This window comes from Sneathiella sp., from assembly GCF_029233945.1.
Classification (GTDB): domain Bacteria; phylum Pseudomonadota; class Alphaproteobacteria; order Sneathiellales; family Sneathiellaceae; genus Sneathiella.
On sequence record NZ_JARGOQ010000013.1, the window covers coordinates 1 to 24,825 of the forward strand.

Sequence of the window (24,825 nt, forward strand, 5' to 3'; positions counted from 1 at the left end):
CATCAGCCTGTTTGGCTTCATCATTACCCTTGCGCTAATTTGTCTACGGGTGCCAATTGGTTTTGCACTGGCAGGCTTAGCGATTATCTGTACATATTTGTTTTTTGGATACAAATCCGGGGATGAGTTTCAGGCGGCGAAAGCACTGTATCCGACACTGGCGCTCATTTCCTCGAATGTATTTGAATTTCTGCATTCCTATCCGTTAAGTATGGTTCCGCTGTTTATTGCGCTTGGCCATATCGCGTATCATGCCGAGATCACCACGGATATCTATTTTGCGGTGCGTGTCTGGCTGGCGCGGGTACCGGGCGGGCTTGCCATGGCCTCGGCGATCGGCTGTACGGGATTTTCCGCTATTACCGGCTCCAGTCTGGCCTGCGCCTCGGCGATGGGGCGGATCTGTATTCCGGAAATGATGCGTTTCAACTATAGCCCGCAGCTTGCGACGTCGACAGTGGCGATCGGTGGTACGCTAGGGGCGTTAATCCCGCCGAGTATCCTGTTCATCATGTATGGCCTGTTTACGGAACAGTCGATCAATAAGCTGTTCTTGGCTGGAGTGATCCCGGGACTGTTATCGCTTATGGGGATCCTGACCGTTGTTTTTGTTTGGTCCAAGCTGAAGCCGGAAGATGCACCAATTGCCGATGAGACCTATAGCGCACGGGAGCGCTGGCAGGCGACCTTTCGGGCATGGCCGGCTTTCTCACTTTTCCTGGTTATCATCGGTGGGATCTATGGCGGTATTTTCACTGCAACGGAGGCCGCGGCTGTCTCGATGCTTATTGCTTTGGCTTATGGTGTTCTGGCGAAAAAACTCTCCTGGGAGCATTTTCTGCAGGCGATGAAGGACACTGCGTTGCAAAGCGCGACCATTTTCTTTATCGCTGTTTGTGCGAAGATGTTTGTGGCCTTTGTTTCCTTGACGGGCCTTACTCATGATCTCATCAACCTCATCGAACATTATCAGATGTCGGACTGGGCCATTCTGATAATGATTGCCCTGATCTATCTGGTCATGGGGATGTTTCTGGATCCGCTGGGTATCATGCTGCTCACCCTGCCGTTTGTCATCCCGTTGATCGAGGGAATGGGCTACGATCTGATCTGGTTCGGCGTCGTTGTCGTTAAATTGCTGGAGATCGGATTGATCACGCCGCCGGTTGGCCTCAATGTCTTCATCATCAACAGTGTCGTCAATAATACCATACCGGTGCACACCATATTCCGTGGTGTCATCAACTTCCTCGCCATGGATCTCGTCATTTTTGCGCTGATCCTGATTTTTCCAATTCTGTCACTTTTCCTGCCAAATTCACTATAGGAACTTGAACGTTGCAGCTGATGACGCGAAAATTGGATTTCCCCCGGCGAGAGGTCTGGGTTCCTTGCCTAACCAGATGTGGATGTATCATTGCGGTCCACAATGGGCGAAGCGGTTTGCCGCAGAAAATGACGGCCGGGCTCGTGCGGTCGGCCCAGAGTTGCGTGACGAAAAGGACAATTTAATCGATCCAAGATAATGCTCTTATTCAAACAGCGCCTGCTTTCCGGCAAATTCTGTCCGTAATGACGGCGGCCGATGTCCGGTTATCTACGCCCAGCTTTTGAAATATCTGTTCGAGGTGCTTGTTCACCGTGCGGGCGCTGATGGAGAGGATATCGCCGATATCGCGATTGGTTTTTCCGCGTGACAGCCAGATGAGAATCTCTGCTTCCCGTGCGGTGAGGGAAAACTCGCTGATAAGGGCTTTTTTCGGGTCCGTATCGGATATCTTTTCGATCGAAAGTAAAATCTCCCTCGGCGTCCGGATGCCAAGCAGGCAAATCTCCATCAGATCGTCTTTTTTCCCTAACCTAAAAGGGAGAGTCTGTGACAATGGTGTTTTGACCAGCTGGGAAAGCCAGTCGAGCATTTTTGGGTTTGTAAGCCGGTTGCCGTCATCAACAAAATTGGCAAGTTGATCCACCAGCTTTTTCGCCTCCGGGGAGGCCCAGATCAACTGGCCTTCTTCGGTGACGGCCAAAACCGGCCGTCCCCCTGCATCAAGTGCATTCTGCGCGCTTTCAATCATCTTGGCATTTGTTAGATGGACAGTCAGCCGGGCAATCAGCTCGTCAGGGTTTACCGGCTTGGTCACATAGTCCACCCCGCCGACTTCGAGTCCGCGCAGAATATGTTCCGGCTCACTGAGGCCGGTCATAAAGATGATCGGCGCATGGATCATGTCGGGGCCGGATTTAAGGCGGGCGCAGGTTTCAAACCCGTCAAGGCCGGGCATGACCGCGTCCATTAACACCACATCCGGCTGTATCCGTGTCACCAGTTCCAACGCGGTTTGACCGTCCCGCGCGACCAGAACCGTCATCCCTGCCTCTTCTATGGCTGTCGCGACCATTGAGAGGGATTCAGGATTGTCATCAACGACCAGAACAATTTGGCGGCGATGGTCAAAATCAGACAGTATCATCGGCAGTTGCCTCCAAATCTTTTATCAATCCGGGCAAATCATAGTCCATCAGACGCTTGCGCAAGGGCCGCAATCCGGACTGCAGATCCGGCGCGTCGGTTTCCAGCCTGTCCAGATGGGAGCGGATGGCAGAAGCATTCCCTATTCTGGCCATAGAGATGATCTGAGATCGGTCGGGTTCATCCAGGGTGAAGTTTCCCGGGTCCTTCAGCGGTTTTTGAACATCCTTGGTCCATTCTAGCTTCAATAGCGCGCGGATTTGCTCCAGCAGGTTCGAGAAGCTGACCGGTTTTGTGATAAAGGCATCATGCAGGGCATCTTCAGGGCCGTTCTTTTTGATGCGCCCTTCAAGAGCATGGGCCGATACCATGACGATCGGAGTGGCGCGGTGGACACCGCGGCGAAGTTGAGCCGCGAATTCCCACCCCGATATGTCCGGAAGGTCGATGTCCAGCAGGAACAGGTCCGGCTTGGAGATGTTCAGCATATCCCGAGCCGTATCGAGGTTTGAGGCGAGGTATAGCTTGAATCCGAGGGGGGCGAGCAGGGTCTCGATCAGTTTTAAATGATCCGTTTCGTCGTCGAGAACGAAAATACTGCGGCGCTGGCCGGAATAGCCGGTAATCCGGGTTTCCGTTGTTTCATTTAGCTGGCTGGCCTTGAATATCGTCGGCAGCATCATGCGCAGATTGAAGCTGCTTCCTTTTCCGGCCTGACTTTCGACCAGGATTTCTCCGCCCATCATTTCGACCAGCAGTTTGGTGATGGTAAGTCCGAGACCCGTGCCGCGAATGGTCTTGATACCGACCCGCTCAAACGGTTTCCATATTTTATCGAGCTTGTCTTCCGGTATCCCGATGCCTGTATCCCGCACCTCAAAATTTGCGACTTCATTGCGATAGGACAGGATCAGTTTAACGTCTCCGGCCTCGGTATAGCGAATGGCGTTGGACAGCAGGTTCATCAGGATTTGCCGCAATCTTTTCTCATCCGTCGCGATCCAGTGCGGCAGCTTGCCAACCACGTCATAGCTGAAATTGAGGCCCTTTTCCGTCGCCTGCATTTCGAAAATGCCAGCCAGCTGGGACATGAAAAGAGGGAAATCGATCTGGTCGCGATAAATCTCGATCCGGCCCGCTTCGATTTTGGAGATATCCAGCAGCCCTTCTATCAGCCCTGATAGATGCTCTGCGGAGCGGCGGATGACGGAAACGGCTTCTTTCCGGTTGGGGGGCGTATTGGGATCCTTATAGAGAATTTGCGCATAGCCGAAGATGGCGTTGAGTGGCGTGCGCAGCTCATGGCTGAGCCCCATCATATAGCGGCTCTTTGCCTGGCTCGCGGCTTCTGCCTTGTCGCGGGCATCCTGAAGTTCGGCATCTGTGCGTTGGTGAGCGCGGACTTCGCGCATCAGGCGTTGGGATTGCAGGTTGCTTTCCTGCCAGGCAGCATGCTGGCTTTCGTGGGCAAGAATGAACAGCCAGACCGACACCCCGACAATAAACAGCAGGCCGGAAAAAATCAGGGTCAGGGTTATATCGAAGCTGTTTGTTCCGGCCTGATTTCGAATAACCCAGAGAAGGACCCCAATCAGCCCGGCAATCGCTGAGGTGAGGATCGAGAACTGCGCCATGCGCGATTGCAGCAATGTGACGATTTTCTTTGGAAAAGCCCAGTGTAGAAACTGGTTGGTTTGCTGATCAAGACGGGCGAAAGGCTTGCACGCGTCTCGGCAGACCGAATCCAGAGAACAGCAGAGCGAGCAAATGGGCCCTTCGTAAAAAGGGCAGTCGGCCATATCCTCTGCATCGAAGCGATATTCGCAGATGCAGCATGTCTCAAGCGGTTTGGGAATATCAGCAGCAGCGCGCGCGATATAATATCGTCCCTTTGTTGTAAAGGCGATCAACGGCGCAACCAGAATGGCGGTAAAGAGTGCGATAAAGGAGGAGAGGGACATCGCCGTTTCGCCAAACAGCCCAAAATAAGCAATGAAAGAGACGACACATGCGCTCCCCATGGCGCCGAGGCCGACCGGATTGATATCGTAAAGATAGGCGCGGCGGAATTCGATATGCGGTGGGCTTAAACCCAATGGTTTATTGATGACAAGGTCGGAGACAATCGTGCCGATCCAGGCAAGCGCGACATGGGAGTAAACGGCGAGTGTGGTCTCAAGCGCGCCGAAAACCCCGAGGTTCATGAGCATCAGGGCAATTGCGACATTAAATACCATCCAGACAACACGCCCGGGGTGGCTGTGGGTCAGGCGCGAGAAAAAATTTGACCAGGCGATAGAGCCCGCATAGGCATTCGTCACATTGATCTTGAGCTGGCTCAGGATCACAAAGGCGCCGGTGAGGGAGAGCACGAGGATCGGGTTTTCGATAACCTGGCTGAAGGCGGCGAAATACATCTGGTTGGGATCGGCGGCGATATCCGAGGAAACCCCTGTCGATATCGCGAAGGTCAGAAGATAAGAGCCTGCCAGCATCTTCGCGACGCCAAGAATGGTCCAGCCGGGACCGGCGCACATCAGCGACACCCACCATTTCGCTTTATCATTTCGGGTCTTTGGTTCGGGGAGAAAGCGAATAAAATCAACCTGTTCCCCAATCTGGGCGATGAGGGAGAAAACAACGCCGGACGCCGCGCCAAGCATCACGAGGGTCATGCCGCCAGCCTCCGGCGGGCCGAACCCTTCAAAGGCAGTCCAGCTGTCAATATCATAGCCCGCCGCCGCCAGGAGCACGAAAGGAAGGATATGAAGGATGATCCAGAAGGGCTGTGTCCAGGCCTGGAATTTGGAGATTTTGGTAAAGCCGTGGGTCACAAGCGGTATGACGACAAGCGCGTTGAGAATATATCCAAGGCCGATGGGAATGTCGAAGCAGAGATTAAGCGCAAAGCTCAGTATCGCGGCTTCCAGCGCGAAGAAAATAAAGGTGAAGGAGGCGTAGATCAGCGAGGTAACGGTCGATCCGATATAGCCAAATCCGGCGCCGCGCGTCAAAAGATCGATATCGACGCCGTATTTGGCCGCGTAATAGCTGATTGGAATGCCTGTGAGGAAGAGTAAAAAACCGACCAGCATAATCGCCGTGATCGCCGTATCAAATCCATATCGGAGCGTGATTGCGCCGCCGATAGCCTCCAGCGCGAGGAAAGAAATGGAGCCAAGGGCCGTATTGGTCACCCGGAGGTATGACCAGCGCCGCGCGCGGCGCGCGGTAAAGCGTAGGGCGAAATCTTCCAGGGTTTCATTCGCAACCCATTGATTATACCGCCGCCGCTCACGCATGACGCCAAAAATTGGTTTCATCTCTAGTTCCCTATGGAGAAGGGGATCATTTCAAATACCTGCTTTGCCGTTGAATTCATTTCCCCCTTTTGCCGGTCCCGTATTTCCCACTTGATTTATGCACCGTCAAAAGGCGCATGCACATACGTTAAACGACGTATGTTGCATTGCAACATTTTTCTCCAATCTTTTGTGCAAGGCAGCGATGAGCGCTGTTGCTAGGGACTGAACAGGCAGGTTCATAAGGAGAAAGAAATGTCCGATACACCTAAAAAATCAATCAAGACAATGGAAGCGTCACGCCGCTCGGTGTTGATGGGCGGAACGGCACTTGCCGCGTCGCTTTTTGCGCCGAAATTCCTGAAGGCGGCGGATTATCCGACCGCGGCGGTCAATACTACAGGGCTGGCGGTCACTGACGAGGACGTGACCATCGGCATTTTGCATTCAATTACGGGAACGATGGCGATTTCCGAAACCGGGTCGGTTCAGGCTGAAAAGCTAGCCATTGAGCAGATTAATGCCCAGGGCGGTATTCTGGGCCGTAAAATTAAATATATTCAGGAAGATGGCGCGTCAGACTGGCCGACTTTTGCCGAGAAGGCGAAGAAGCTTCTCGTGAATGACAAGGTTGCGTCTGTTATGGGCTGCTGGACTTCCGCCAGCCGCAAGGCGGTTTTGCCGGTTTTCGAGCAGTATAACGGTTTCCTCTATTACCCGACCTTCTACGAAGGGCTCGAAGAATCACCGAACGTTATCTATACGGGGCAGGAAGCAACGCAGCAGATTATCGCAGGTCTGGACTGGGTTGCCGAAACCAAAGGCGCTAAATCTTTCTATCTCTTGGGTTCGGACTATATCTGGCCACGTACTTCCAACAAGATTGCCCGCAAGCATATCGAGAAGCTGGGCCTGAAAGTGGTGGGTGAGGAGTATTATCCCCTCGGTCATACTCAGTTTAACTCTGTGATCAACAAGATCCGCTTGAAAAAGCCGGACGTTATTTACGCCATTGTCGTTGGCGGTTCCAATGTTGCTTTCTACAAGCAGTTGAAAGCGGCCGGCATCGACATGACCAAGGAAAAACCGGTCCTTCTGACCATCTCCGTGACCGAGGACGAAATCCGCGGCATCGGCGGAGAGAATATCGAAGGGGCGTACGCCTGCATGAAATACTTCCAGAGTCTCGACAATCCGAACAACATCGCCTTTGTTGAGGAATTCAAGAAGATGTGGGGCGACGATATGGTCATTGGTGACGTTACCCAGGCCGCTTACCTCGGTCCATGGCTGTGGAAGGCGGCGGTTGAAAAGGCGGGCTCCTTCGATATTGACAAAGTCCGCGAGGCGAGCCCGGGTATCGAACTCACGACCGCCCCTGAAGGCTACGTCAAGGTTCACAAAAACCACCATCTCTGGTCGAAGACACGTGTGGGTCACGCCAAGGCTGACGGCCAGTATGAAGTTGTTTTTGAAACAGCAGAACTGGTCGAGCCCGACCCGTTCCCGGAAGGATATCAATAGGCTTTGCGTAGGGGGTTGGCCGCTTTCGTCCGCGGGGCGGCCAACCTACGCATCCTCTTTCGCACCAATTGATTATCACAGGTAGGAGACAGCATATGTTTGCCGAATACTCAATGGGAGAGCTTGGGGCTATTTTCGCCATGCAGGGTTTTGCAGGCCTCATTCTTTTCTCGGTTTTTGTCCTTATGGCGCTCGGACTTGCCATTATTTTCGGGCAGATGGGCGTCATCAACATGGCGCATGGCGAATTTATGATCCTGGGCGCCTACGTCACCTACCTGACCTCAAATTTATTTGCAACTTACATACCCTCGCTTTTCAGTATTTACTTCTTTCTGGCAATGATACTTGCCTTTTTTGTAACGGCGGCCCTCGGGATGCTGGTCGAATGGAGCATGATCCGGCATCTCTACAAGCGGCCTTTGGACACGCTTCTGGCTACCTGGGGCCTCAGCCTTATCTTGCAGCAGGTATACCGCTCCGTCTTCGGTGCGCGTGAAGTGGGCGTGACAATCCCGGAATGGATGATGGGCTCGCTCCCGCTCACCGACATGATCGAAATTCCAATTAATGGTATCTTTGTAATGGTGCTTGCCGTTGGTATTTCAACTGCCGTGTATATCATGATGTTCCGCTCTTCCTGGGGCAAGCAGGTTCGCGCGGTGACCCAGAACAGGGTGATGGCCGGCGCCGTCGGGATTAATACGGAACGCACGGATAGACTCACCTTCGGCATTGGCTGTGGGGTCGCCGGTGTGGCGGGATCTGCCTTTACAATGATTGGCTCCACCGGGCCGACCGCCGGTCAGCTCTATATCGTGGATACCTTCCTTGTGGTTGTCTTTGGCGGTGCGGCAAGTCTTCTCGGCACGATCGCTTCGGCCTTTTCGATATCTCAGGCGCAATCCATCATGGAGTTCTTCCTATCGGGATCCATGGCCAAGGTTCTGACCCTGCTCACCGTCGTTGGCATCTTGATGTTGCGTCCGCAAGGCCTGTTCGCTTTGAAACTCCGGAAATGAGGTTAGTCTGATGTTATTAAAAGGCAATCGATTCTTCTCAACGGGCGACCTGGTAGCTTTTGCCATCCTCGCCGTCCTGATTTTCGTTATCCTCCCGGTCGGGCTAGATACCTTTCGCCTCAATCTTTTCGGCAAGTATCTGACTTATGCATTTGTCGCGATTGGTCTGGTTCTTTGCTGGGGTGCGGGCGGTATCCTGAGCCTTGGGCAGGGGGTGTTCTTCGGTCTCGGCGGCTATTGCATGGCGATGTTCCTGAAGCTGGAAGCTTCCAGCCCAGAAGCTACCAAGATCCAGTCCACGCCGGGCATTCCGGACTTCATGGACTGGAACCAGATCACTCAAATTCCGCTTTGGTGGGAGCCGTTCCATAGCCTTACCTTCAGTTTGTTTGCTGTCATCCTTATCCCGGTTGCGTTCGCCTTTATCATCGGTGTTGCCATGTTCCGGCGTCGGGTGGGTGGTGTGTACTTTGCCATTATCACACAGGCCATTGCCGCGATCCTGACGATCCTGATTATCGGTCAGCAGGGTTATACCGGCGGGGTCAATGGTATCACCGATCTTCGCACCCTTAAGGGATGGGATATTCGTACCGATGACGCCAAAGTCTTGCTCTATTTCGTGAATGGCGGTCTACTGTTTGTCTGCCTTTTCATCGCGCAGCTGATCCGAAAATCGAAGCTTGGCCGTATCCTGATCGCCATGCGGGATCAGGAAGATCGGGTGCGTTTCTCGGGCTATGACGTCGCCAATTTCAAGATTTTTGTTTTCTGCGCCGGGGCAGCCTTTGCCGCCGTTGGCGGCGCCATGTTCACCTTGCAGGTCGGTTTTATGTCGCCGAGCTTTGTCGGTATCGTTCCCTCCATCGAAATGGTGATTTTCTGCGCTGTTGGTGGCCGGCTTTCGATTATTGGCGCGGTTTACGGTGCGCTTCTCGTCAATCTCGCGAAGACAACCTTCTCGGAACTCTTCCCCGAGCTCTGGCTGCTTGGCCTCGGCGCGGTCTTTATCGCCGTCGTCCTTGCTTTCCCGAACGGTCTTGCCGGCCTTTACAAAGACCATGTAGAGCCCCGGCTGCTCGTCATATTCAAGCGAAAAGCCGGAGATGACAGCAGTACAGAAGACTTCGATGCCATTAAAACCGCAGCCGAATAGGAGGAAAGACAATGAATGCACGACCGGATTTTTTGCTATCGGTTGAAAATCTTACCGTTTCCTTCGATGGCTTCAAGGCAGTGGATGGTTTGAGTTTCTATGTGGAGCCGAATGAGTGCCGCGTGATTATCGGTCCGAACGGCGCCGGGAAGACAACAGTTCTCGATCTCATCTGCGGGCGCACCAAGGCTACCGACGGCAAGGTTGAGTTCAAGAACCAGGAACTCCTTAAAATGCGGGAGGATCAGATTGTCCATGCAGGCGTCGGGCGGAAATTTCAGACGCCGACCGTGTATGAGGATCTAACCGTTTTCGAAAATCTGGAGATTTCTTACCCTAAGGGCCATGGCGTGTTCGGTGCGTTGATGTTTCGCCGCGATGATCCGGTTAAATCCCGCATCAACGAGATCGCGGGAGAAGTTTTCCTGGATGATCTTCTGGATGAAAAGGCAGCTTTCCTGAGCCATGGCCAGAAGCAGTGGCTGGAGATTGGGATGCTGTTGATCCAGGATCCGGAGCTGTTAATGCTCGATGAACCTGTAGCCGGCATGTCGGTCGCCGAGCGCATACAAACGGCCGAGTTGCTCAATCGCATCATAAAGGACCGGTCCGTGATCGTGATTGAGCATGACATGAAATTTGTCGAGGATATCGCGACCCGGGTCACCGTTTTGCATCAGGGCAAGGTCCTCTCGGAAGGGTCCATGGCTCATGTGCAGGCCGACCCTAAAGTTATTGAAGTCTATCTTGGCCATTAATGGAGGAAATGATGTTAGCAGTTGATAATCTTCGCTCCGCTTACGGCGAATCCGAAGTCCTTCATGGTCTTGATTTTGAGGTCAAGCCTGGTGAAATCGTTGCGATCATGGGTCGCAATGGCATGGGCAAGACAACCTTGATGAAAACCCTCATGGGCATTGTGCCGACGAAGCAAGGACATGTCGAGATTGATGGAACATCGATTGAGAATTTAAAATCCTATGAAAGGGTTGGCAATGGTCTCGCCTATGTGCCGCAGGGGCGACAGATATTCTCTTCCATGACGGTTGAGGAAAATGTCGAAACCGGCTTGATCATTACCGGGGAGAAAACGGTCAGCCCGGATATCTATGAGCTCTTCCCCGTTCTCGTCGAAATGAAATCACGCCGGGGCGGTAATCTTTCAGGCGGTCAGCAACAGCAGCTCGCCATCGCCCGCGCGCTCGCATCCAAACCGAAGGTCCTTCTTCTTGATGAACCGACCGAGGGGATACAGCCTTCCATCATCCGCGAGATGGCAAGGACGCTGCGCCGTATCCGCGATGAACGGGGGCTCTCCATTATCGTTTCAGAACAGGTCTTGAGCTTCGCGCTGGATGTCGCAGACCGGGTGCTTGTCCTTGAAAATGGCGAATTTGTCCATGAAGCGCCGCGCGACGGCATCGACGAAGAAAAAGTTTCGAAATTCCTATCCGTCTAACAAATCAATGTGACCCAGAGGAGGCAATATGACTGATACCCTTATTGAAGTGAACCTTGGCGAAAGCCCGCTAACGAACGAGAAAATCCATAACCGCTGGCATCCCGATATTCCGATGGCCGTCTGGGTGAAGCCGGGTGATGATTTCAAGGTCGAAACCTACGACTGGACGGGCGGGCAGATCAAGAATGACGATGATGCCGCCGACGTTCGCGATGTGGAACTGGCGCAGGTTCATTATCTCTCCGGTCCGATCGGCGTTGAAGGGGCGGAGCCGGGCGATCTGCTGGTGGTCGATATTCTTGATATCGGCACGATGGAAGACAGCCTTTGGGGGTTTAACGGCTTTTTCTCAAAACAGAATGGCGGCGGCTTCCTGACCGAACATTTCCCCGAAGCCCAGAAATCGATCTGGGACTTCGAAGGCATGTTCACCAAGTCTCGTCATGTGCCGGGGGTGCGCTATGCGGGCCTTATCCATCCTGGCTTGATCGGCTGTTTGCCGGATCAGAAGATGCTGGACATGTGGAATGAGCGAGAGAGTGGGCTTGTTGCGACCGACCCGGACCGAATCCCGGAACTCGCAACGCTTCCCGATGGTGGCCCGACCGCGCATATGGGAAAGATGACCGGTGAAGCGAGGGATAAGGCGGCGGCTGAGGCCGCTCGGACAGTGCCGCCGCGCGAACATGGTGGGAACTGCGATATCAAGGACCTATCCCGCGGTTCGAAAATTTATTTCCCGGTTTATGTCGATGGGGCGGGGCTCTCCATGGGGGATTTGCATTTCAGCCAGGGGGATGGTGAGATCACTTTCTGCGGCGCCATTGAAATGGCGGGCTGGCTGCATATCAAGGTGTCGCTTATCAAGGACGGCATGAGCAAATATGGCGTGAAGAACCCGATCTTCAAGCCATCGCCAATTACACCGAAATATGATGACTACCTGATTTTTGAAGGCATTTCCGTCGATGAGGCGGGTAAACAGCATTATCTCGATGTCCATATCGCCTATCGTCAGGCTTGTCTGAATGCGATCGAGTATCTGAAAAAGTTCGGTTACACGGGCGCTCAGGCCTACGCGATCCTTGGCACCGCGCCAGTGCAGGGGCATATTTCCGGGGTTGTCGATATCCCGAATGCCTGCGCAACGCTCTGGCTGCCAACGGATATTTTCGAATGGGACATGATGCCAAACACGGACGGGCCTGTGAAATATCTTGATGGGTCCATCGATGTGCCGTTGGCGCCGGACCTCTAATTAATATCCCTCATTTCAGGACGCGGGCGGGAGTTTTCCCGCCCGACTTTGGAGACAGCTTATGCCCCTGTATCAATATTGCTGCGACGATTGCGGACCATTCGATGATATGGCCCGAGTAGCCGAATATGCAGATCCGAAAAACTGCCCGGCCTGCGGAATAGCCTCCCCCCGGATGATCGCCGCGCCAAGGCTTGCCATTCTGGATAGCAGCACACGCCACGCCCATCAAACAAACGAGAAAAGTGCTCATGAGCCGAAAAAATCTTCTCACGGGCCGGGCTGCGGTTGCTGCGGGGGTGGATCAAAAAAAATCAACTCCAGTACGCTCCATCGGCCGGATGGCTCGAAAAGCTTTCCGACCAAGCGCCCCTGGATGATTTCACATTAGATAATGTCTCGCCAGAGACTGTTAAATCTACCCTTTAATCTGAGGCAAGCTGGAGATGCTCTGATCACGGCGGATATACCGTTTTCCAGCCTATCGGGAGGCGTCCTTAGATGGCGGTGCCGAAATTATTCCCTTCGTAAATAATTTTTGCGATAAAGACTTCCTATCTAATGGATTGCCGCGTGCAATATTTTCTCAGGTGAGGCTTCATCCCGGGAAAACTCGGCAACGATGGTGCCCCCCTTTGCCACCAGGATGCGGTCGGATACATCGAGAATTTCAGGCAGGTACGAAGAAATGACAACAACACCGGCGCCACTATTGGCTATGTTTCGGATTATATCGCGGATTTCGGCAATGGCTCCGACATCCACTCCCCGGGTAGGCTCATCAAAAATGACAAGGCTCGGCTCCTGGATGAGGGTTTTTGCAATTACGACTTTTTGTTGATTGCCGCCGGACAGCTTATGTACGGTTTGAAACTCGCCAATACCCCTGATTGATAATTTTTCCTGCAACTCAAGAACCTTGGGCCTCAACTTTTTCCGGTTAATCAGGAACTTGCCTTTCGCCCATTTTGCGATCCACCCCAGCGATACATTTTCAAAGACGCCCATGGTTTCGAAAAATCCGTCAACTTTCCGATCCTCCGTCACATAGGCAATACCGTCCTGAACGGCTTGCGCCGGAAGCCTGTAGCGGATTTCCTTGTCATTGAGATATATATGGCCGCCGCCGAAATTGCGTTTAATTTGTCCGATAATTACCTTTGCAATTTCGCTTCGCCCAGACCCGATCAATCCGGCAATACCTGTGATTTCCCCGGGAAAGACGGAGAATGACATATTATTGACCATATTGCCCATCCGCACATTTTCAACTTTCAGCATCGGTTTACGCGCCCGGGATGCCGGAGGTATTTTTGATTTTGCGGTTGTTTCGCTGGCAAGATCCTGTCCAACCATATGCCGGATCAGGCTGTTGCGATCAAAAGTACCGGCATCGCCAGACGTAATTTTCTTTCCGTTTCGTAAAACGGTGATGCGGTCGGCGTGGGTCAAGGCTTCCTCAAGCGCGTGGGAGATGAAAATCATCGCGACGCCTTTTTGGCGAAGGTCATTCATCAGGTAAAAAAGATGATCGGTTTCTTCCGGTGTCAGGGCGGCCGTCGGCTCATCGAGAATGATAATACGTGATTTATTATATACCGCACGGGCGATCTCGACCATTTGCTTCTGCGCGGCACTTAAAGCGCCGGCCTTCATGGCCGGATCGATATTAAAGTTAAGCGATCGTAATAATTGGCGGCACTCATCGCTCAGCTTCCGGGCGGAATTGAAAAGCCGTTCGCGACCGAGCACCATATTCTGGGCGACAGAAAGTTGCGGCACCAGGCTCGTTTCCTGAAACACCATGGATATGCCTTTATCAAAGGCATCACGAGGTGATTTCAGGGAAAATGGGGCGTCCTCAAAGGTGATGTCGCCGCCATCCAGAAGAACGACCCCGGCGATAACCTTGCAAAGAGTGGATTTTCCGGCACCATTTTCACCGACCAACGCATGAATTTCCCCGGGGTTAAGTTCAAAATCAACCGCATCAATCGCCGGGAAGCCGCCATAGGTCTTGGTTGCGTTCTTTACTTTGAGGAAAGATGAAACTGTCATATCAGTTGATCCATAGAAGTGACTTTTAATAGTTCATCACTCCCCTTGCTGACCGCTATCAAGTCACCCCGCCATTCCAATGCTGATGTAATGCCGTGACGCGTGCCATTTGCGCGCGATTGTGCGCTTGAGAGAGGTGTGAAATTATTATCGAGGATGATTACCAGACCGTAGGAAAATGACGGAGCCCACGGCTTGATGTCACCAAACAGGCGAGCGGCGCCCATCTGGATCGGAACTTTGTAATCGGTATTTGCGGCAAACCGGGGCCCAACCCAGTATTGAGGGTCAATCTCGGCGACCATTCGGTCGCGAAATTCCGTTTCGCTCAAGACAAATTCAATGAGCGGGTCACGCCGTGAAAACAGAGACAAAACATAGCCACCCCCAGACAATGGATTGATGCGCGCCGGATAACCGGGGGCATCTTGCAGAACAGCTTTGGATGGCTTGTCTTTTGCCAGTTTTAAAATGCTGGCAGACCAGCTTTCGCAGACAAGTACTTCTTTCTCGCGCGTCTCGAGGACGCCATATGGAAATCGCAGCTTGTCAGCAATTACACTAACGTCACCTTCTTCAGTGAACTGGACCACCCGGCCATTTCCGGTTTTACTATAGAGATCCTGCATAAGGGATGTATGCCCATCTCCTACGCCTGCATCGGCGATTAAAATGGCGCCGCTATGGGAAAAGCTGCATGCCTGAACATCTTGAGCCGATGTTTCCAATCCGTGCCAACCGGGAGAGGGAGCGCCTTCCTGAGTTATCATGCGCAAACCCGCGCCTTTAAGGCCAACAGCAATGACGCCATCCTGCCGACACGCCAATGCGCTGACGTCATGGTCAAACTCAGCTACTAAATCAAAGACGCCCTTTTCCCAGTCAGTGAGGCGCAGGATGGACTTGCCACTGCTGACAAGTAGCGAGCCATCCGGGGCAATACATAAATCATTGGGATTTGCGACAGAAAATCCTGCGCCCTGTTCCAGCAAATCATTGGGGCACAACGGACCGTCCAGCAGGGAAATTCGCGCCGGTTTTTTCTTCTTCAATTTGAACATCATGATTATTTGCTCCCGGACCAGTAGCTGTCCGGACCATTCCAGCCCGTATCCGCTTCTGCAAGATCAATCCGTCCAATCTTGTTGTTGGTCACGCCGCCAAGAAACAGGGAACCGCGATGCTCTCGCATTGACGTGATCATGTAGAGGGGGCCATCGGATTTGTCCCAGTATGCATCAATAATCTCACCGTTTGCATCCGATTTCAGCACCCCACCAATGTTCAGATTGCCAAACAGCCAGTTTGTCGGCGGGACGCGTTTTGCCATCCGCAAGCGAAAGTCGGGGTTCTCCATGGCAAGATCGACAATTGGCGAGCGCATACCGGCAAGGGCAATCCAGTAACCACTATCTGAAGATCGGTTGATATTGTCCGGATATCCCGGCAGGCCACGGGCAAAATATCGCGGACCATCCTGCATCCGCTCCAGATCAAAGATAAGTATCGCGCACATCCATGTACTGGCAACCAGTAAATGGCGGCCATCATGGGTCAGGCAAACGCCATTGGGGAAAATCAGGTTGTTACAGACTGTTTTGGTGGTGCCATCGGTCGGATCATAGCATAAAAGCCGCCCGTTACCTCGTCCCTCCAGAAGGTCAAGTCCCCAGGTTTCCATCTCATAGCGTTTGGTTGCGTCCGAAAAGTAAATCTTTCCATCCGGCGCTATGTCCAGGTCATCGGCCATTCTTATATGGCGGTCATCCTCAATTGATGTCCAGCTCCGTTTTGTCTGGCTTGTCAGGCGCTCAATCTGGCCCGGGCCCGCAATTCGGTAAAGCCCCATGCCGGCCACACACACAACGAGTCGTTCCTCGGCATCGAATGCTAACCCTAAGGGTCGGCCGCCGGTTTTTACATATGTCTCGACCCGCGTATGATCGGGGGCAAAAAGTTTCATAATACGGCCGTCCCTTGTGCCGCAATAAAGATTTCCCTCCCGGTCGAGAATGACATCTTCCGGACCATCGACCTCGCCGACGCCTAAAAGGGAGGCGCCCTCAAGTTTTGTCGAACCGAACTCCAGCGCCAATTTCCCCATATCGCGAACCGGATCAACCTTCAAGGTGGTTGGGTCCAGATATGCACGTGCCAGCATCCGATGACGCTCTTTGCGATATTTCATATCGATGGTTAGAATTGTAATCAGGATTAAACCCATGATGCCGGTAATAAAATCACCGCGAAAACCGGCATTGGTCAAAACATTGCCCAAAATGAAGATGGTTGCAAAGCCGAGCAATGTACTGAACACGCTACCGCGCCCCGGAGTAAACCCGCCAAGGCCTAGAACCAAGCCTGTTAAAACAAAAAACTCGAGCCCGACGCCAGTGTCAGAACCGGCGCTGTTTTGCCGGGCTGCGAACAGGAACCCGGCAAGTCCGACAAGCGCGCCTCCCAGTGTATAGGAGAGGACGATCACCCATTTCAGATGAATGCCGGCATGACGCGCGGCTTTTCGGTTACCGCCAACCGCCAGAATATGCCAGCCAAAGCGGGTGTATTTGAACATCAAATACACGGCGATTGTGACAACGATCAGGGCCCAGAAGCTGACTGGAATTCCCATGAAATTTTCAAATCCGACGTAATCCCATGTCGCATCGACCCGTGCACTGTTGGAAATCTCAACGAGATAGGCCTGAGAGACAATGACGAAAATTCCCCGGACCGTAATCATCGTTCCAAGCGTAGCAAGCAATGCACCACACCCTAATATGCCGGTTAGGAATCCGTTGAACAAGCCAATCAGGGCTCCACAAACAAGCGTAAGCGGAAAGACCACATAAATTGGCAGGCCGGCAATATGAAACAGATAAAGTGCAACGAAGGCGGAAAGGGCGAATGTTGACCCAACAGACAGATCAATGCCGCCGATTGCTACAACCAACAACATGGCAATAGTGACAATCGCCACATCCGATGAATACTGCGCGAGCGTGTTGAGGTTGGATGGGGAAAAATAGCCGTCTGTGGTAATCAGGATTGCTGTGATTAGTACGAAAAAAGTGATGAAAGGAATGGCGCCCTCAATCCAGTTGCGATTCAGCAAATCCGAAATAATCCGCCGATAGGACAAAACAGTGTGCTGCTTCCTGACCTTTGACTGACTGCCCAGGAAATCGCTGTTTTCTGCAGAACTCATCTAATCTTTCCCCGTAGTTCACCCGTCAGGCACGTGCGATCGCGCCTGACGGCCCTATTTTCAGACTTTTGAAAGCTTTCTTTACTTTATGACTTTGCGGGCAGGTCCCAGCATTGTTGCGGCTTATAGCTTTCCTTCTTGATGACGATCAGCGGAGATTCAACTTCCAGCATCTCCCCTTCGGCGGGTTTCGCTCCCTGCATCATCAAGCGCAGCATTGTACCTGCGTCACGACCCTGACCATCAGCATTATAGCTCCAGTAACGGTCGATAACGCCCGCCTCGATGTTGTCGCAGATCACGCGATTGCCGCCGCCGGTCGCGTAAACCAGGACGCTGTCGGCTTTTCCGGCATCCTTGACGGCGTTGCCTGCCCCAATCGTATGAATTCCCCAATGGCCAAAGACAGCACAAAGATCAGGATTCTGCTGCAAAACGGTTGCGGTGATCTGGCGTGCCTTTTCCGGCTCCCAGTTGGAAGCCTGGTTCGATACGACTTCAATTTCCGGATGTTCCGCAAATACGGCCATTGCCGCCTCGTTCATCAGGACGCTGTCGGCGGCGGTCAATTGCCCGGGGATAATCGCAACCTTGCCGGATTTTCCGCTGTCCTTGCCACAAGCTGTGACGATATCTTCGGCAATATCATGGCCGATACGTGTCCAGTTTGCGCCTACAAAGGCCGTCGATTTCTGGTTTGACTGCAGGTTGATCTGCAATACTTTAATACCTTGTGATTCTGCCTGGCGAATTTGCCGGGCAAGTAGCTGAACCGTTGGGTTATGTGCCACAATGATGTCCGGCTTGTCATTGATCGCTTTGGAGAAGATTTCGGACATTGTTTTCATATTGAAGGCAGCATCACGGACTTCATAGCCAAAGCCATTTAGATTGGCCTGCTCCTCCATTCCCCGTGACCACCCTTCAGTCAGCGTTATGCCCATGGCGATAGGAATGAAAATTACCTTTTTGCCCTCATAGGCGGAGGCAGCCTCGGCCGTTTGGTGCGTGGTAAGTGCAGCTGCAATCAGCGCTGTTGCAACGCTCAGGCTGGCCATTCGTTTCAGATATTTTTTTAGCATACTCATTCTCCCATTTTGTTTCATTTCGAGTTTCTAGTTCAAAGGTCTCCCTGGGTGTTCGTCTCGGTATCTTTGGGGTTAATGTAGTTGTCGATGACGATAGCCGAGATGAGGATCAGCCCTTTCACCAGGTCTTGGATCTGGCCTGACAAATTTAGAAGCGTCATGCCATTTTGTAATACGCTGATCAGTACTACGCCGATAATCAGATTGAAAACGCCACCGCGACCGCCCCGCAGCGGGATGCCGCCCAGCACCACCACCATGATCACTTCAAATAACATCGTCCCATTTGTCACGATGCGAAAATCCACTGTCCCACTGGAACTGGAGACGATTATTCCGGCGATGAATGCGGTTATGGCAGAAAATATATAGAGCCAAATAGTTGCCGTCCGAACGGAAAGGCCTGACAGGCGCGCCGCGATATAGTTATCGCCCATTGCATAAAACATGCGCCCCAACACCGTCAGGTTTAAAAGTATGAACGTTGCAATCAGAACCACAATACCAATGACAACGGATACGGGGAAAATGGAAATCTTGCCGGTCGATATATAGATGACTTGCGGCAAGTCTTTCGGTATCAAAACAAGAAACTCTCCTTGCAGAATACCCCAACGGCAAAAGCCCGCAATCAACATGGCCGTTGCAAGCGTGCTCATCAACGCGGGAATTTCAATATAGGCAACGAGCCACCCATTGAGCGCCCCAAGGATGAGCGCGAGAATAAATGCAGCCCCCATTGCCATCATATAGTCTGCACCATTGCTGAGCATCAGCCCGAATACGGCAGAGACAGCGACCATGACTGAAATTTGCGATAGGTCCAGCCCGCGATTAATAATTACCGCCGCCATGCCGCACCCCAGTATCGCAAGTGCGGTGGAGTTCTGGGCAAGAATCAAAAGATTGCCAACCGTTAGAAACCCCTCAATCAGCGTTGTGAAGGCCAGGACAAGAGCCAGCGTGATGCCCAGTATAATATATTCCAAGGGATGTTGCTTGAAGGACAAGCGTTTTTGCCACTGCTGAAAAGCAGCGGAAAATCCCCTCCCGCGTCGGTTCTGCGGAAGCGGCCCTCCGTGTTGGTGTAAGGAGTTTGACGATTCACTCAAGCCGATATCCATTCATTTCGGCTGTTTCCCTGAAATCAGCCTTTTTTGAGTTTCTTATTATCAAATATGTCGTAATTTTACTATTGAGTAAATAAAGGTACTTGTGAGAAATATACTTGTCAACATCTACCGTGCCAACCTCGCGCGCAACTATGATCCGCGTTCATCGAGGGCAGGCATTACATGTCGGGCAGGGGCCTTTAGTTCCTTTGATCCCGGCTGTGTCAGGTTTGGAAAATGCATAAAATTCCTACCTCCATCGGTGATCTGTTGCTTGCGGGAACGTTACGGTGGGGAAATTCTAACGTTCGATACGCACATCGACTAATTGAAGGGTAATCAACAGAACTGCAGATGGCCGGGTTTCTTGTCTGGCCATCAAGAACCGGAATCCGTCTCTCCTGGATTCTCAAGTTGTTATGGGTGCGGTTGGGCCAGGAAGCGGTCCGGTATGCTGTTAATCCGCTTCATCCGGGCGCGATTTTAGTCCATTTACAAAAAGGAAAACAAAGCAATCGGCAACTTCTTCCACGGATTTTTCACCCTCGGGGTTAAACCATCTCTGTATCCAGTTATTTGCCCCCATCAGGATAAGTTCTGTTAATTTGGGAGGCACTGCGGCAATCGAGCCATCGGCAATGCCTTCTTCGATGATACCGGCAAGGTTACTATCCAAAAGACGGGCGCGACGATGGATGTGATCATAGGCCTCCCCCGGGAGGATTGCGAATTCATGAACGATGGCGACGGGCCCCGTCTTCAAAACGCCGCTTATGACGCCGCGAAAATAAGTTTCAATTTTCTCAATGCCAGAGGCGTCACTTGCCAATACTTCCTGCATAACCTGTTCACAAAGATTGAGGGTTAGCTCGTAGCACATTTGAAGCAACGCTGGCTTGCTCTTCACATAATAATATAAAGCCGTTTTGGAAATGCCAAAATGCTTCGCGATTTCATCAAGGGAAGTTGCCGCATATCCTCTTTTGTTGAACATCTCGGCGGCGATATGCAGGACCGCTTCTCGTTTGATATCATGATCGCGACGCTTATCAAATACGTTCCGATCCTTACGACTATTCAAGGCGCTTTTCCTCATATTTTTCTATAGTTTTTGAATATGTAAAACCATAGTGATCATTTGGAGGCTTTAATTCTGGTTCAAATTTCCTTGTAACATAAAAATTTTGACCCCCGGGTAATTAAATTTATTCTCTGACTAAAATATGCAGGTTTTATTGCTGCTCGAGAACCTCGCTCTTGTGGTCAACAGCTCTCTATAGGCAATAAGTCTCGCTGCTGGTCCGAACGAAAGCATCATCCAGATGCCAGGGCTGTGCCGAATGAGGCGAAAGAACGGTTCTTCTCTTTCTGATTTACGCGGCAAATTCAGGTCAAATCGGTTCCGCCAAATCCGGACTGTTTCGTAGCTGACGTCGATACCACGTCCATGAAGAATATCTTCAGCCGAGCCGTGCGCCTAGGCGCGTTACCTTGACTGTATTTGACGACATAATTGCATATTATATTGTTGACAATATTATTGGCAATACATATCGTTTGCCTAACAGGGAAATCAAACGATAAAAAATCGAAAATTTATGACCAAAAGAAATGTCACCAAACTGACGACGGTTGCGTCCAATCCGAAACCCACGGGTTCCGATACTGACAGGCTCGTCGATGAGTTGCGGCGGCGCATTGTGACCAATGAAATGCCGCCCGGATCCCGTATTCGAGAGAATGAGCTGGCGGAAGAATTTGGTGTCTCGCGATCCCGGGTTCGGGATGCTTTCGGGATACTGGAGGAGCGCGGCCTCATAGAGCGAATTCCCAATAAGGGTGCCGTTGTTATGCGCCTTGAAGCGGACAGCTTTCTCGAATTGTTTGATGTTCGTGAGGTGCTCGAAGGGTTGATGGTCCGGCTGGCAACGCAGAATACGGAGCCGGAATACTGGAATGATCTGATTGAGCTGTTCGGAGATGATCTGGAAAAAGCTGTCTCGGAAAATGATTTTAACGCCTATATGGCGGCGATCGCGCAATTCCGAAAAGGCTGCATTGAGGCGGCGGGAAGCGACACGTTAAGAGGCTTGCTCGATGATATATATGATCGCGTTCTGAGTATGACGCGTCGCTTGATGCTGGTGCCGGGGCGAGCGAGCGAAGGCTTCCGCCAGCATCAGGGCATCCTGCAGGCCATGAAGGAAGGCGATGCGGAAAAGGCCGAAGGGCTAAAGCGCGACAATATTCGGAGCGCACGTCAGTGGTTCCTCAAATATAACGACTTTCTCCTCTGACTTTAGGCCAGTTCATGACAACCAATAAAAATAAAAAGGATACCGGGGGAGGCCCTTTGAAAGGGGTGCGGGTCATTGAATTGGGATCGACGGTTGCCGGGCCCTTCTGCGCACGCCTGATGGCCGATTTCGGGGCGGATGTCATCAAGGTCGAACAGCCGGAGGGAGACGCGGTGCGTTCCATGGGCACCCGGCGGGACGGTCAATCACTTTACGGCGCCTCAATATTTCGTAATAAGAGGCTTGTGTCGATCAATATGAGGCAGGAAGAGGGCCGTGAATTGGTCCGCCGTCTCTGTCTTGGCGCGGATATCGTTGTTGAAAATTTCCGGCCCGGCACGCTTGAGCGCTGGGGCCTTGGCTATGATGACCTTTCAAAAGAAAATCCGGGCCTGGTCCTGGTGCGGATCAGTGGATTTGGTCAAACGGGGCCTTATAGCAGCCGAAGCGGATATGGCGTGGTTGGCGAAGCGGTAAGCGGCCTTCGGGAAATTACAGGCGATCCGGATAGGCCACCACCAAGAGTAGCGACGTCTCTTACGGATTATATTACCGGTCTTTATGGCGCATTCGGGGCGATGATGGCGCTGGTGGAGCGGAACCGCACGGGCATTGGTCAGGTCGTGGATTCTGCGTTGTATGAGTCTGCTTTCAGTTTTATGGAACCTCATGTGCCGGCCTTTCAGCAGCTGGGGCTCGTCGCACAGCGGGCCGGCTCTCGATTGCCGGGGAACACGCCAAACTCAATTTATCCAACGGGCGACAATCGGTTTGTTGTGATCGCGGCTGCGTCCGATCCGGTTTTTCGGCGCCTCGCCGCAGCCATCGGCAAGCCAGAATTAAGTGAAAGCCCGAATTTTGCAACAGCTGTGGCCCGTGCAAAAAACGAAGATGAATGTGATCTCATAATTACAGAATGGGCCCGTTCTAAATCGGTTGAAGAGATAGAAAGCGAATTGCTGGCCGCGAATGTCCCGGCAGCGCGCATCTATACGATGGAGGATATCTTCGCTGATCCACATTTTAAGGAGCGGGACATGCTCGTTGATGTGGAAGATCCAAAGCTTGGTGACGTAACGATGGCCGGGGTCGTGCCAAAACTTTCCGGCACGCCGGGAGAGATTTGGCGGGCTGGCGCACAATGCGGTGAAGATACCTATGACGTGCTGGGCGAGGAGTTGGGCCTTTCGGTGGATCAAATTAATCAGCTTGAAAGTAATTCAATCGTCAAAGGTCCAGAACAGATATCTGCCGACGTAGAAAACAAGAACCAAAAACAGCCTGCCGGAGCAGTAGAATGAGCGAAGTTGAAGTACCGGAAACCCTTGAAGATCGGCTGACGCAACTGCGCGCGTTGGAAGAGCGCGCGCGGCAGATGGGCGGTAAGGAAAAACTTGCGCGTCGTGAGGCTGCTGGTGTTATGAATGCCCGCAGTCGCATTGATGCCTTGCTCGACCCGGGAACTTTCTCTGAAAATGGGTTGCTCGGGGTTTCCACGGTATTTGATGAAGACCGGGAGAGGACGCCTGCGGATGGCAAGGTGGCTGGGTTCGGATTGATCAAAGATCGCATGGTGGGCGTGGTTTCCAACGATTTTACGGTCAAGGGCGCATCGTCCAGTACGACCAATATGAAGAAGATCGGCCATATCAAGCGTACAGCAACGGATCGCGGCTTTCCGTTAATTTTCCTGGGGGAATCTTCCGGTGCCCGGATGCCCGATAATATGGGGTCAGAAGGTATGGGAACCATGCTCGGCAACGATCCGCATCAATACGCACGGGAGCGCGAGACGCCCTGGGTATCGGCAGTTCTCGGCCAGTGCTTCGGTTCTTCTGCATGGTACTCCTGCCTTGCCGATTTCACGGTTATGCGAAAAGGCGGCGTTCTTGCTGTTGCCAGCCCCGCTCTTGCCTCTCTTGCCATCGGGCAGACGGTTGAGCCTGAGGATCTTGGGGGCTGGAAACTCCATAGCGAGGAAACTGGGATGGTGGATCGCGTCGTTGAGACAGATGAGGAAGCGCTTGCCGAGATTCGCAAATTCCTCTCCTACATGCCGTCGCATAATGGTGAAACACCACCAATTTCTGAAGTGCCTGAAGGTAGCGATGAGGCTGCTGCAAATATTCCACAAATACTGCCGGACAGCCGCAAGCGTGGCTATGACGTCCGTAAGATCATTAATTGCATCGTCGATCTGGAGAGCTTTTTCGAGTTCAAACCGCGCTTCGGTCGCACGGCTGTAACGGGGCTTGCCCGTTTGGATGGCGGCGTTGTCGGTGTGGTGGCCAATAATCCGATGGCAAAGGCCGGAGCGCTGGATGTCTCTGGTTGCGAGAAGGTCACGCGCTTTCTTGTCATGTGCGATTCCTTCAATATCCCGATCATCATGCTGGTCGATACACCTGGTTTTGTGATCGGCATTGAAGGCGAGAAAAAGAAGGCGCCGGGCAAGATTATCAATTTCATGACGGCCCTGCAGATGTGCACAGTCCCGAAGCTTTCGGTGATCATGCGCAAGAGCTATGGACAGGCCTATCTCAATATGGGCGGTGGGCGTAATTCCGATTCCGTTGCGGCCTGGCCAACGGCGGAAGTCAGCTTCATGGATCCGAAATATGCGACCGACGTCGTAACCTGGGGCCGGGATGCCAGCGGTGCGGAAAAAGAAGCCATCCGCGAGGATATGGAGCGTAACAGCACCTATCTCGGTCTCGCGCAGATATTTGCGGCACAGAGTGTTATCGCGCCGCAGGACACTCGCAGATATCTCATTGAAGAATTGAAAATTCAGCACCTAAGACGCAGTCGCGGTATCGGCCGCCATAAATTGGCCAACTGGCCGACGACATTTTAAACGCAGTA

19 protein-coding genes and 1 pseudogene are annotated in these 24,825 nt (G+C 52.4%); 12 read left to right on the forward strand and 8 right to left on the reverse strand.

From position 1 onward, the window contains the following. Position 1: 1 nt before the first annotated feature. Both P1U71_RS06140 and P1U71_RS18000 read left to right on the forward strand, forming a co-directional pair. Entirely contained in the window at positions 2 to 1,327 is a 1,326-nt protein-coding gene (locus P1U71_RS06140) for a TRAP transporter large permease (RefSeq protein WP_367281137.1), read from the forward strand. Between the two features lie 10 nt (positions 1,328 to 1,337). Next, a pseudogene (locus P1U71_RS18000) lies at positions 1,338 to 1,442 on the forward strand (enoyl-CoA hydratase); the annotation flags it as partial. Between the two features lie 93 nt (positions 1,443 to 1,535). Here the strand turns inward: P1U71_RS18000 and P1U71_RS06145 are convergent. Beyond that, a complete protein-coding gene (locus P1U71_RS06145) occupies positions 1,536 to 2,474 on the reverse strand; it encodes a DNA-binding response regulator (RefSeq protein ID WP_301104684.1) in 939 nt (312 codons plus the stop codon). Beyond that, positions 2,461 to 5,796 (reverse strand): ATP-binding protein, encoded by a 3,336-nt coding sequence (locus tag P1U71_RS06150; RefSeq protein WP_301104685.1) that lies wholly within the window; start codon positions 5,794 to 5,796, stop codon positions 2,461 to 2,463. The genes P1U71_RS06145 and P1U71_RS06150 overlap by 14 nt, the downstream gene beginning before the upstream one ends. Before the next feature lie 234 nt (positions 5,797 to 6,030). On the opposite strand from P1U71_RS06150, the gene urtA reads away from it, so the two are divergent. The 7 genes from urtA (at position 6,031) to P1U71_RS06185 (ending at position 12,588) form a co-directional block, all read left to right on the forward strand. Beyond that, a complete protein-coding gene (urtA, locus tag P1U71_RS06155) occupies positions 6,031 to 7,299 on the forward strand; it encodes an urea ABC transporter substrate-binding protein (RefSeq protein WP_301104686.1) in 1,269 nt (422 codons plus the stop codon). A gap of 95 nt (positions 7,300 to 7,394) precedes the next feature. Further along, a complete protein-coding gene (gene urtB / locus P1U71_RS06160) occupies positions 7,395 to 8,321 on the forward strand; it encodes an urea ABC transporter permease subunit UrtB (RefSeq protein WP_301104687.1) in 927 nt (308 codons plus the stop codon). A gap of 10 nt (positions 8,322 to 8,331) precedes the next feature. Beyond that, on the forward strand, positions 8,332 to 9,477 hold the full coding sequence (gene urtC, locus P1U71_RS06165) for an urea ABC transporter permease subunit UrtC (protein WP_301104688.1): 1,146 nt from the start codon (positions 8,332 to 8,334) through the stop codon (positions 9,475 to 9,477). Positions 9,478 to 9,488: 11 nt separating this feature from the next. After that, a complete protein-coding gene (urtD, locus tag P1U71_RS06170; RefSeq protein WP_301104689.1) occupies positions 9,489 to 10,235 on the forward strand; it encodes an urea ABC transporter ATP-binding protein UrtD in 747 nt (248 codons plus the stop codon). Between the two features lie 11 nt (positions 10,236 to 10,246). After that, positions 10,247 to 10,936, forward strand: a complete 690-nt coding sequence (gene urtE, locus P1U71_RS06175) for an urea ABC transporter ATP-binding subunit UrtE (RefSeq protein WP_301104690.1) — start codon at positions 10,247 to 10,249, stop codon at positions 10,934 to 10,936. Between the two features lie 28 nt (positions 10,937 to 10,964). Beyond that, positions 10,965 to 12,197, forward strand: coding sequence for a formamidase (gene fmdA, locus P1U71_RS06180; protein ID WP_301104691.1), 1,233 nt, complete (start codon positions 10,965 to 10,967; stop codon positions 12,195 to 12,197). A gap of 61 nt (positions 12,198 to 12,258) precedes the next feature. Continuing rightward, on the forward strand, positions 12,259 to 12,588 hold the full coding sequence (locus tag P1U71_RS06185) for a zinc ribbon domain-containing protein (protein ID WP_301104692.1): 330 nt from the start codon (positions 12,259 to 12,261) through the stop codon (positions 12,586 to 12,588). A gap of 167 nt (positions 12,589 to 12,755) precedes the next feature. Here the strand turns inward: P1U71_RS06185 and P1U71_RS06190 are convergent, their stop codons facing one another. The 6 genes from P1U71_RS06190 to P1U71_RS06215 form a co-directional block, all read right to left on the reverse strand. Next, the gene (locus P1U71_RS06190; protein WP_301104693.1) at positions 12,756 to 14,255 is read right to left on the reverse strand and encodes a sugar ABC transporter ATP-binding protein; all 1,500 of its coding nucleotides are present in this window, start codon (positions 14,253 to 14,255) and stop codon (positions 12,756 to 12,758) included. Then, entirely contained in the window at positions 14,252 to 15,319 is a 1,068-nt protein-coding gene (locus P1U71_RS06195; protein WP_301104694.1) for a hypothetical protein, read from the reverse strand. Before P1U71_RS06195 ends, P1U71_RS06190 begins: the two co-directional genes overlap by 4 nt. Before the next feature lie 2 nt (positions 15,320 to 15,321). After that, the gene (locus tag P1U71_RS06200) at positions 15,322 to 17,463 is read right to left on the reverse strand and encodes an SMP-30/gluconolactonase/LRE family protein (RefSeq protein ID WP_301104695.1); all 2,142 of its coding nucleotides are present in this window, start codon (positions 17,461 to 17,463) and stop codon (positions 15,322 to 15,324) included. Positions 17,464 to 17,549: 86 nt separating this feature from the next. Further along, positions 17,550 to 18,545 (reverse strand): sugar ABC transporter substrate-binding protein, encoded by a 996-nt coding sequence (locus P1U71_RS06205; protein ID WP_301104696.1) that lies wholly within the window; start codon positions 18,543 to 18,545, stop codon positions 17,550 to 17,552. Between the two features lie 38 nt (positions 18,546 to 18,583). Then, the gene (locus tag P1U71_RS06210; protein ID WP_301104697.1) at positions 18,584 to 19,540 is read right to left on the reverse strand and encodes an ABC transporter permease; all 957 of its coding nucleotides are present in this window, start codon (positions 19,538 to 19,540) and stop codon (positions 18,584 to 18,586) included. A 580-nt stretch (positions 19,541 to 20,120) separates the two neighbouring features. Further along, positions 20,121 to 20,744: a TetR/AcrR family transcriptional regulator gene (locus P1U71_RS06215; RefSeq protein ID WP_301104698.1), complete on the reverse strand. Its 624-nt coding sequence runs from the start codon at positions 20,742 to 20,744 to the stop codon at positions 20,121 to 20,123. Positions 20,745 to 21,261: 517 nt separating this feature from the next. Between P1U71_RS06215 and P1U71_RS06220 the strand changes: the two genes are divergently transcribed. The 3 genes from P1U71_RS06220 to P1U71_RS06230 are packed head-to-tail and all read left to right on the forward strand — an operon-like array spanning position 21,262 to position 24,817. Beyond that, positions 21,262 to 21,960 (forward strand): GntR family transcriptional regulator, encoded by a 699-nt coding sequence (locus P1U71_RS06220; protein WP_301104699.1) that lies wholly within the window; start codon positions 21,262 to 21,264, stop codon positions 21,958 to 21,960. A 14-nt stretch (positions 21,961 to 21,974) separates the two neighbouring features. Then, positions 21,975 to 23,261, forward strand: a complete 1,287-nt coding sequence (locus P1U71_RS06225) for a CaiB/BaiF CoA-transferase family protein (RefSeq protein ID WP_301104700.1) — start codon at positions 21,975 to 21,977, stop codon at positions 23,259 to 23,261. Next, positions 23,258 to 24,817 (forward strand): acyl-CoA carboxylase subunit beta, encoded by a 1,560-nt coding sequence (locus tag P1U71_RS06230; protein ID WP_301104701.1) that lies wholly within the window; start codon positions 23,258 to 23,260, stop codon positions 24,815 to 24,817. The genes P1U71_RS06225 and P1U71_RS06230 overlap by 4 nt, the downstream gene beginning before the upstream one ends. The last annotated feature ends 8 nt before the right edge of the window (positions 24,818 to 24,825 follow it).

Coding starts and splice junctions, on each gene's coding strand:
- P1U71_RS06145 (WP_301104684.1), bottom strand. CDS start 2,474: ATGATACTGTCTGATTTTGACCATCGCCGCCAAATTGTTCTGGTCGTT.
- P1U71_RS06150 (WP_301104685.1), bottom strand. CDS start 5,796: ATGAAACCAATTTTTGGCGTCATGCGTGAGCGGCGGCGGTATAATCAA.
- urtA (WP_301104686.1), top strand. CDS start 6,031: ATGTCCGATACACCTAAAAAATCAATCAAGACAATGGAAGCGTCACGC.
- urtB (WP_301104687.1), top strand. CDS start 7,395: ATGTTTGCCGAATACTCAATGGGAGAGCTTGGGGCTATTTTCGCCATG.
- urtC (WP_301104688.1), top strand. CDS start 8,332: ATGTTATTAAAAGGCAATCGATTCTTCTCAACGGGCGACCTGGTAGCT.
- urtD (WP_301104689.1), top strand. CDS start 9,489: ATGAATGCACGACCGGATTTTTTGCTATCGGTTGAAAATCTTACCGTT.
- urtE (WP_301104690.1), top strand. CDS start 10,247: ATGTTAGCAGTTGATAATCTTCGCTCCGCTTACGGCGAATCCGAAGTC.
- fmdA (WP_301104691.1), top strand. CDS start 10,965: ATGACTGATACCCTTATTGAAGTGAACCTTGGCGAAAGCCCGCTAACG.
- P1U71_RS06185 (WP_301104692.1), top strand. CDS start 12,259: ATGCCCCTGTATCAATATTGCTGCGACGATTGCGGACCATTCGATGAT.
- P1U71_RS06190 (WP_301104693.1), bottom strand. CDS start 14,255: ATGACAGTTTCATCTTTCCTCAAAGTAAAGAACGCAACCAAGACCTAT.
- P1U71_RS06195 (WP_301104694.1), bottom strand. CDS start 15,319: ATGATGTTCAAATTGAAGAAGAAAAAACCGGCGCGAATTTCCCTGCTG.
- P1U71_RS06200 (WP_301104695.1), bottom strand. CDS start 17,463: ATGAGTTCTGCAGAAAACAGCGATTTCCTGGGCAGTCAGTCAAAGGTC.
- P1U71_RS06205 (WP_301104696.1), bottom strand. CDS start 18,545: ATGCTAAAAAAATATCTGAAACGAATGGCCAGCCTGAGCGTTGCAACA.
- P1U71_RS06220 (WP_301104699.1), top strand. CDS start 21,262: ATGACCAAAAGAAATGTCACCAAACTGACGACGGTTGCGTCCAATCCG.
- P1U71_RS06225 (WP_301104700.1), top strand. CDS start 21,975: ATGACAACCAATAAAAATAAAAAGGATACCGGGGGAGGCCCTTTGAAA.
- P1U71_RS06230 (WP_301104701.1), top strand. CDS start 23,258: ATGAGCGAAGTTGAAGTACCGGAAACCCTTGAAGATCGGCTGACGCAA.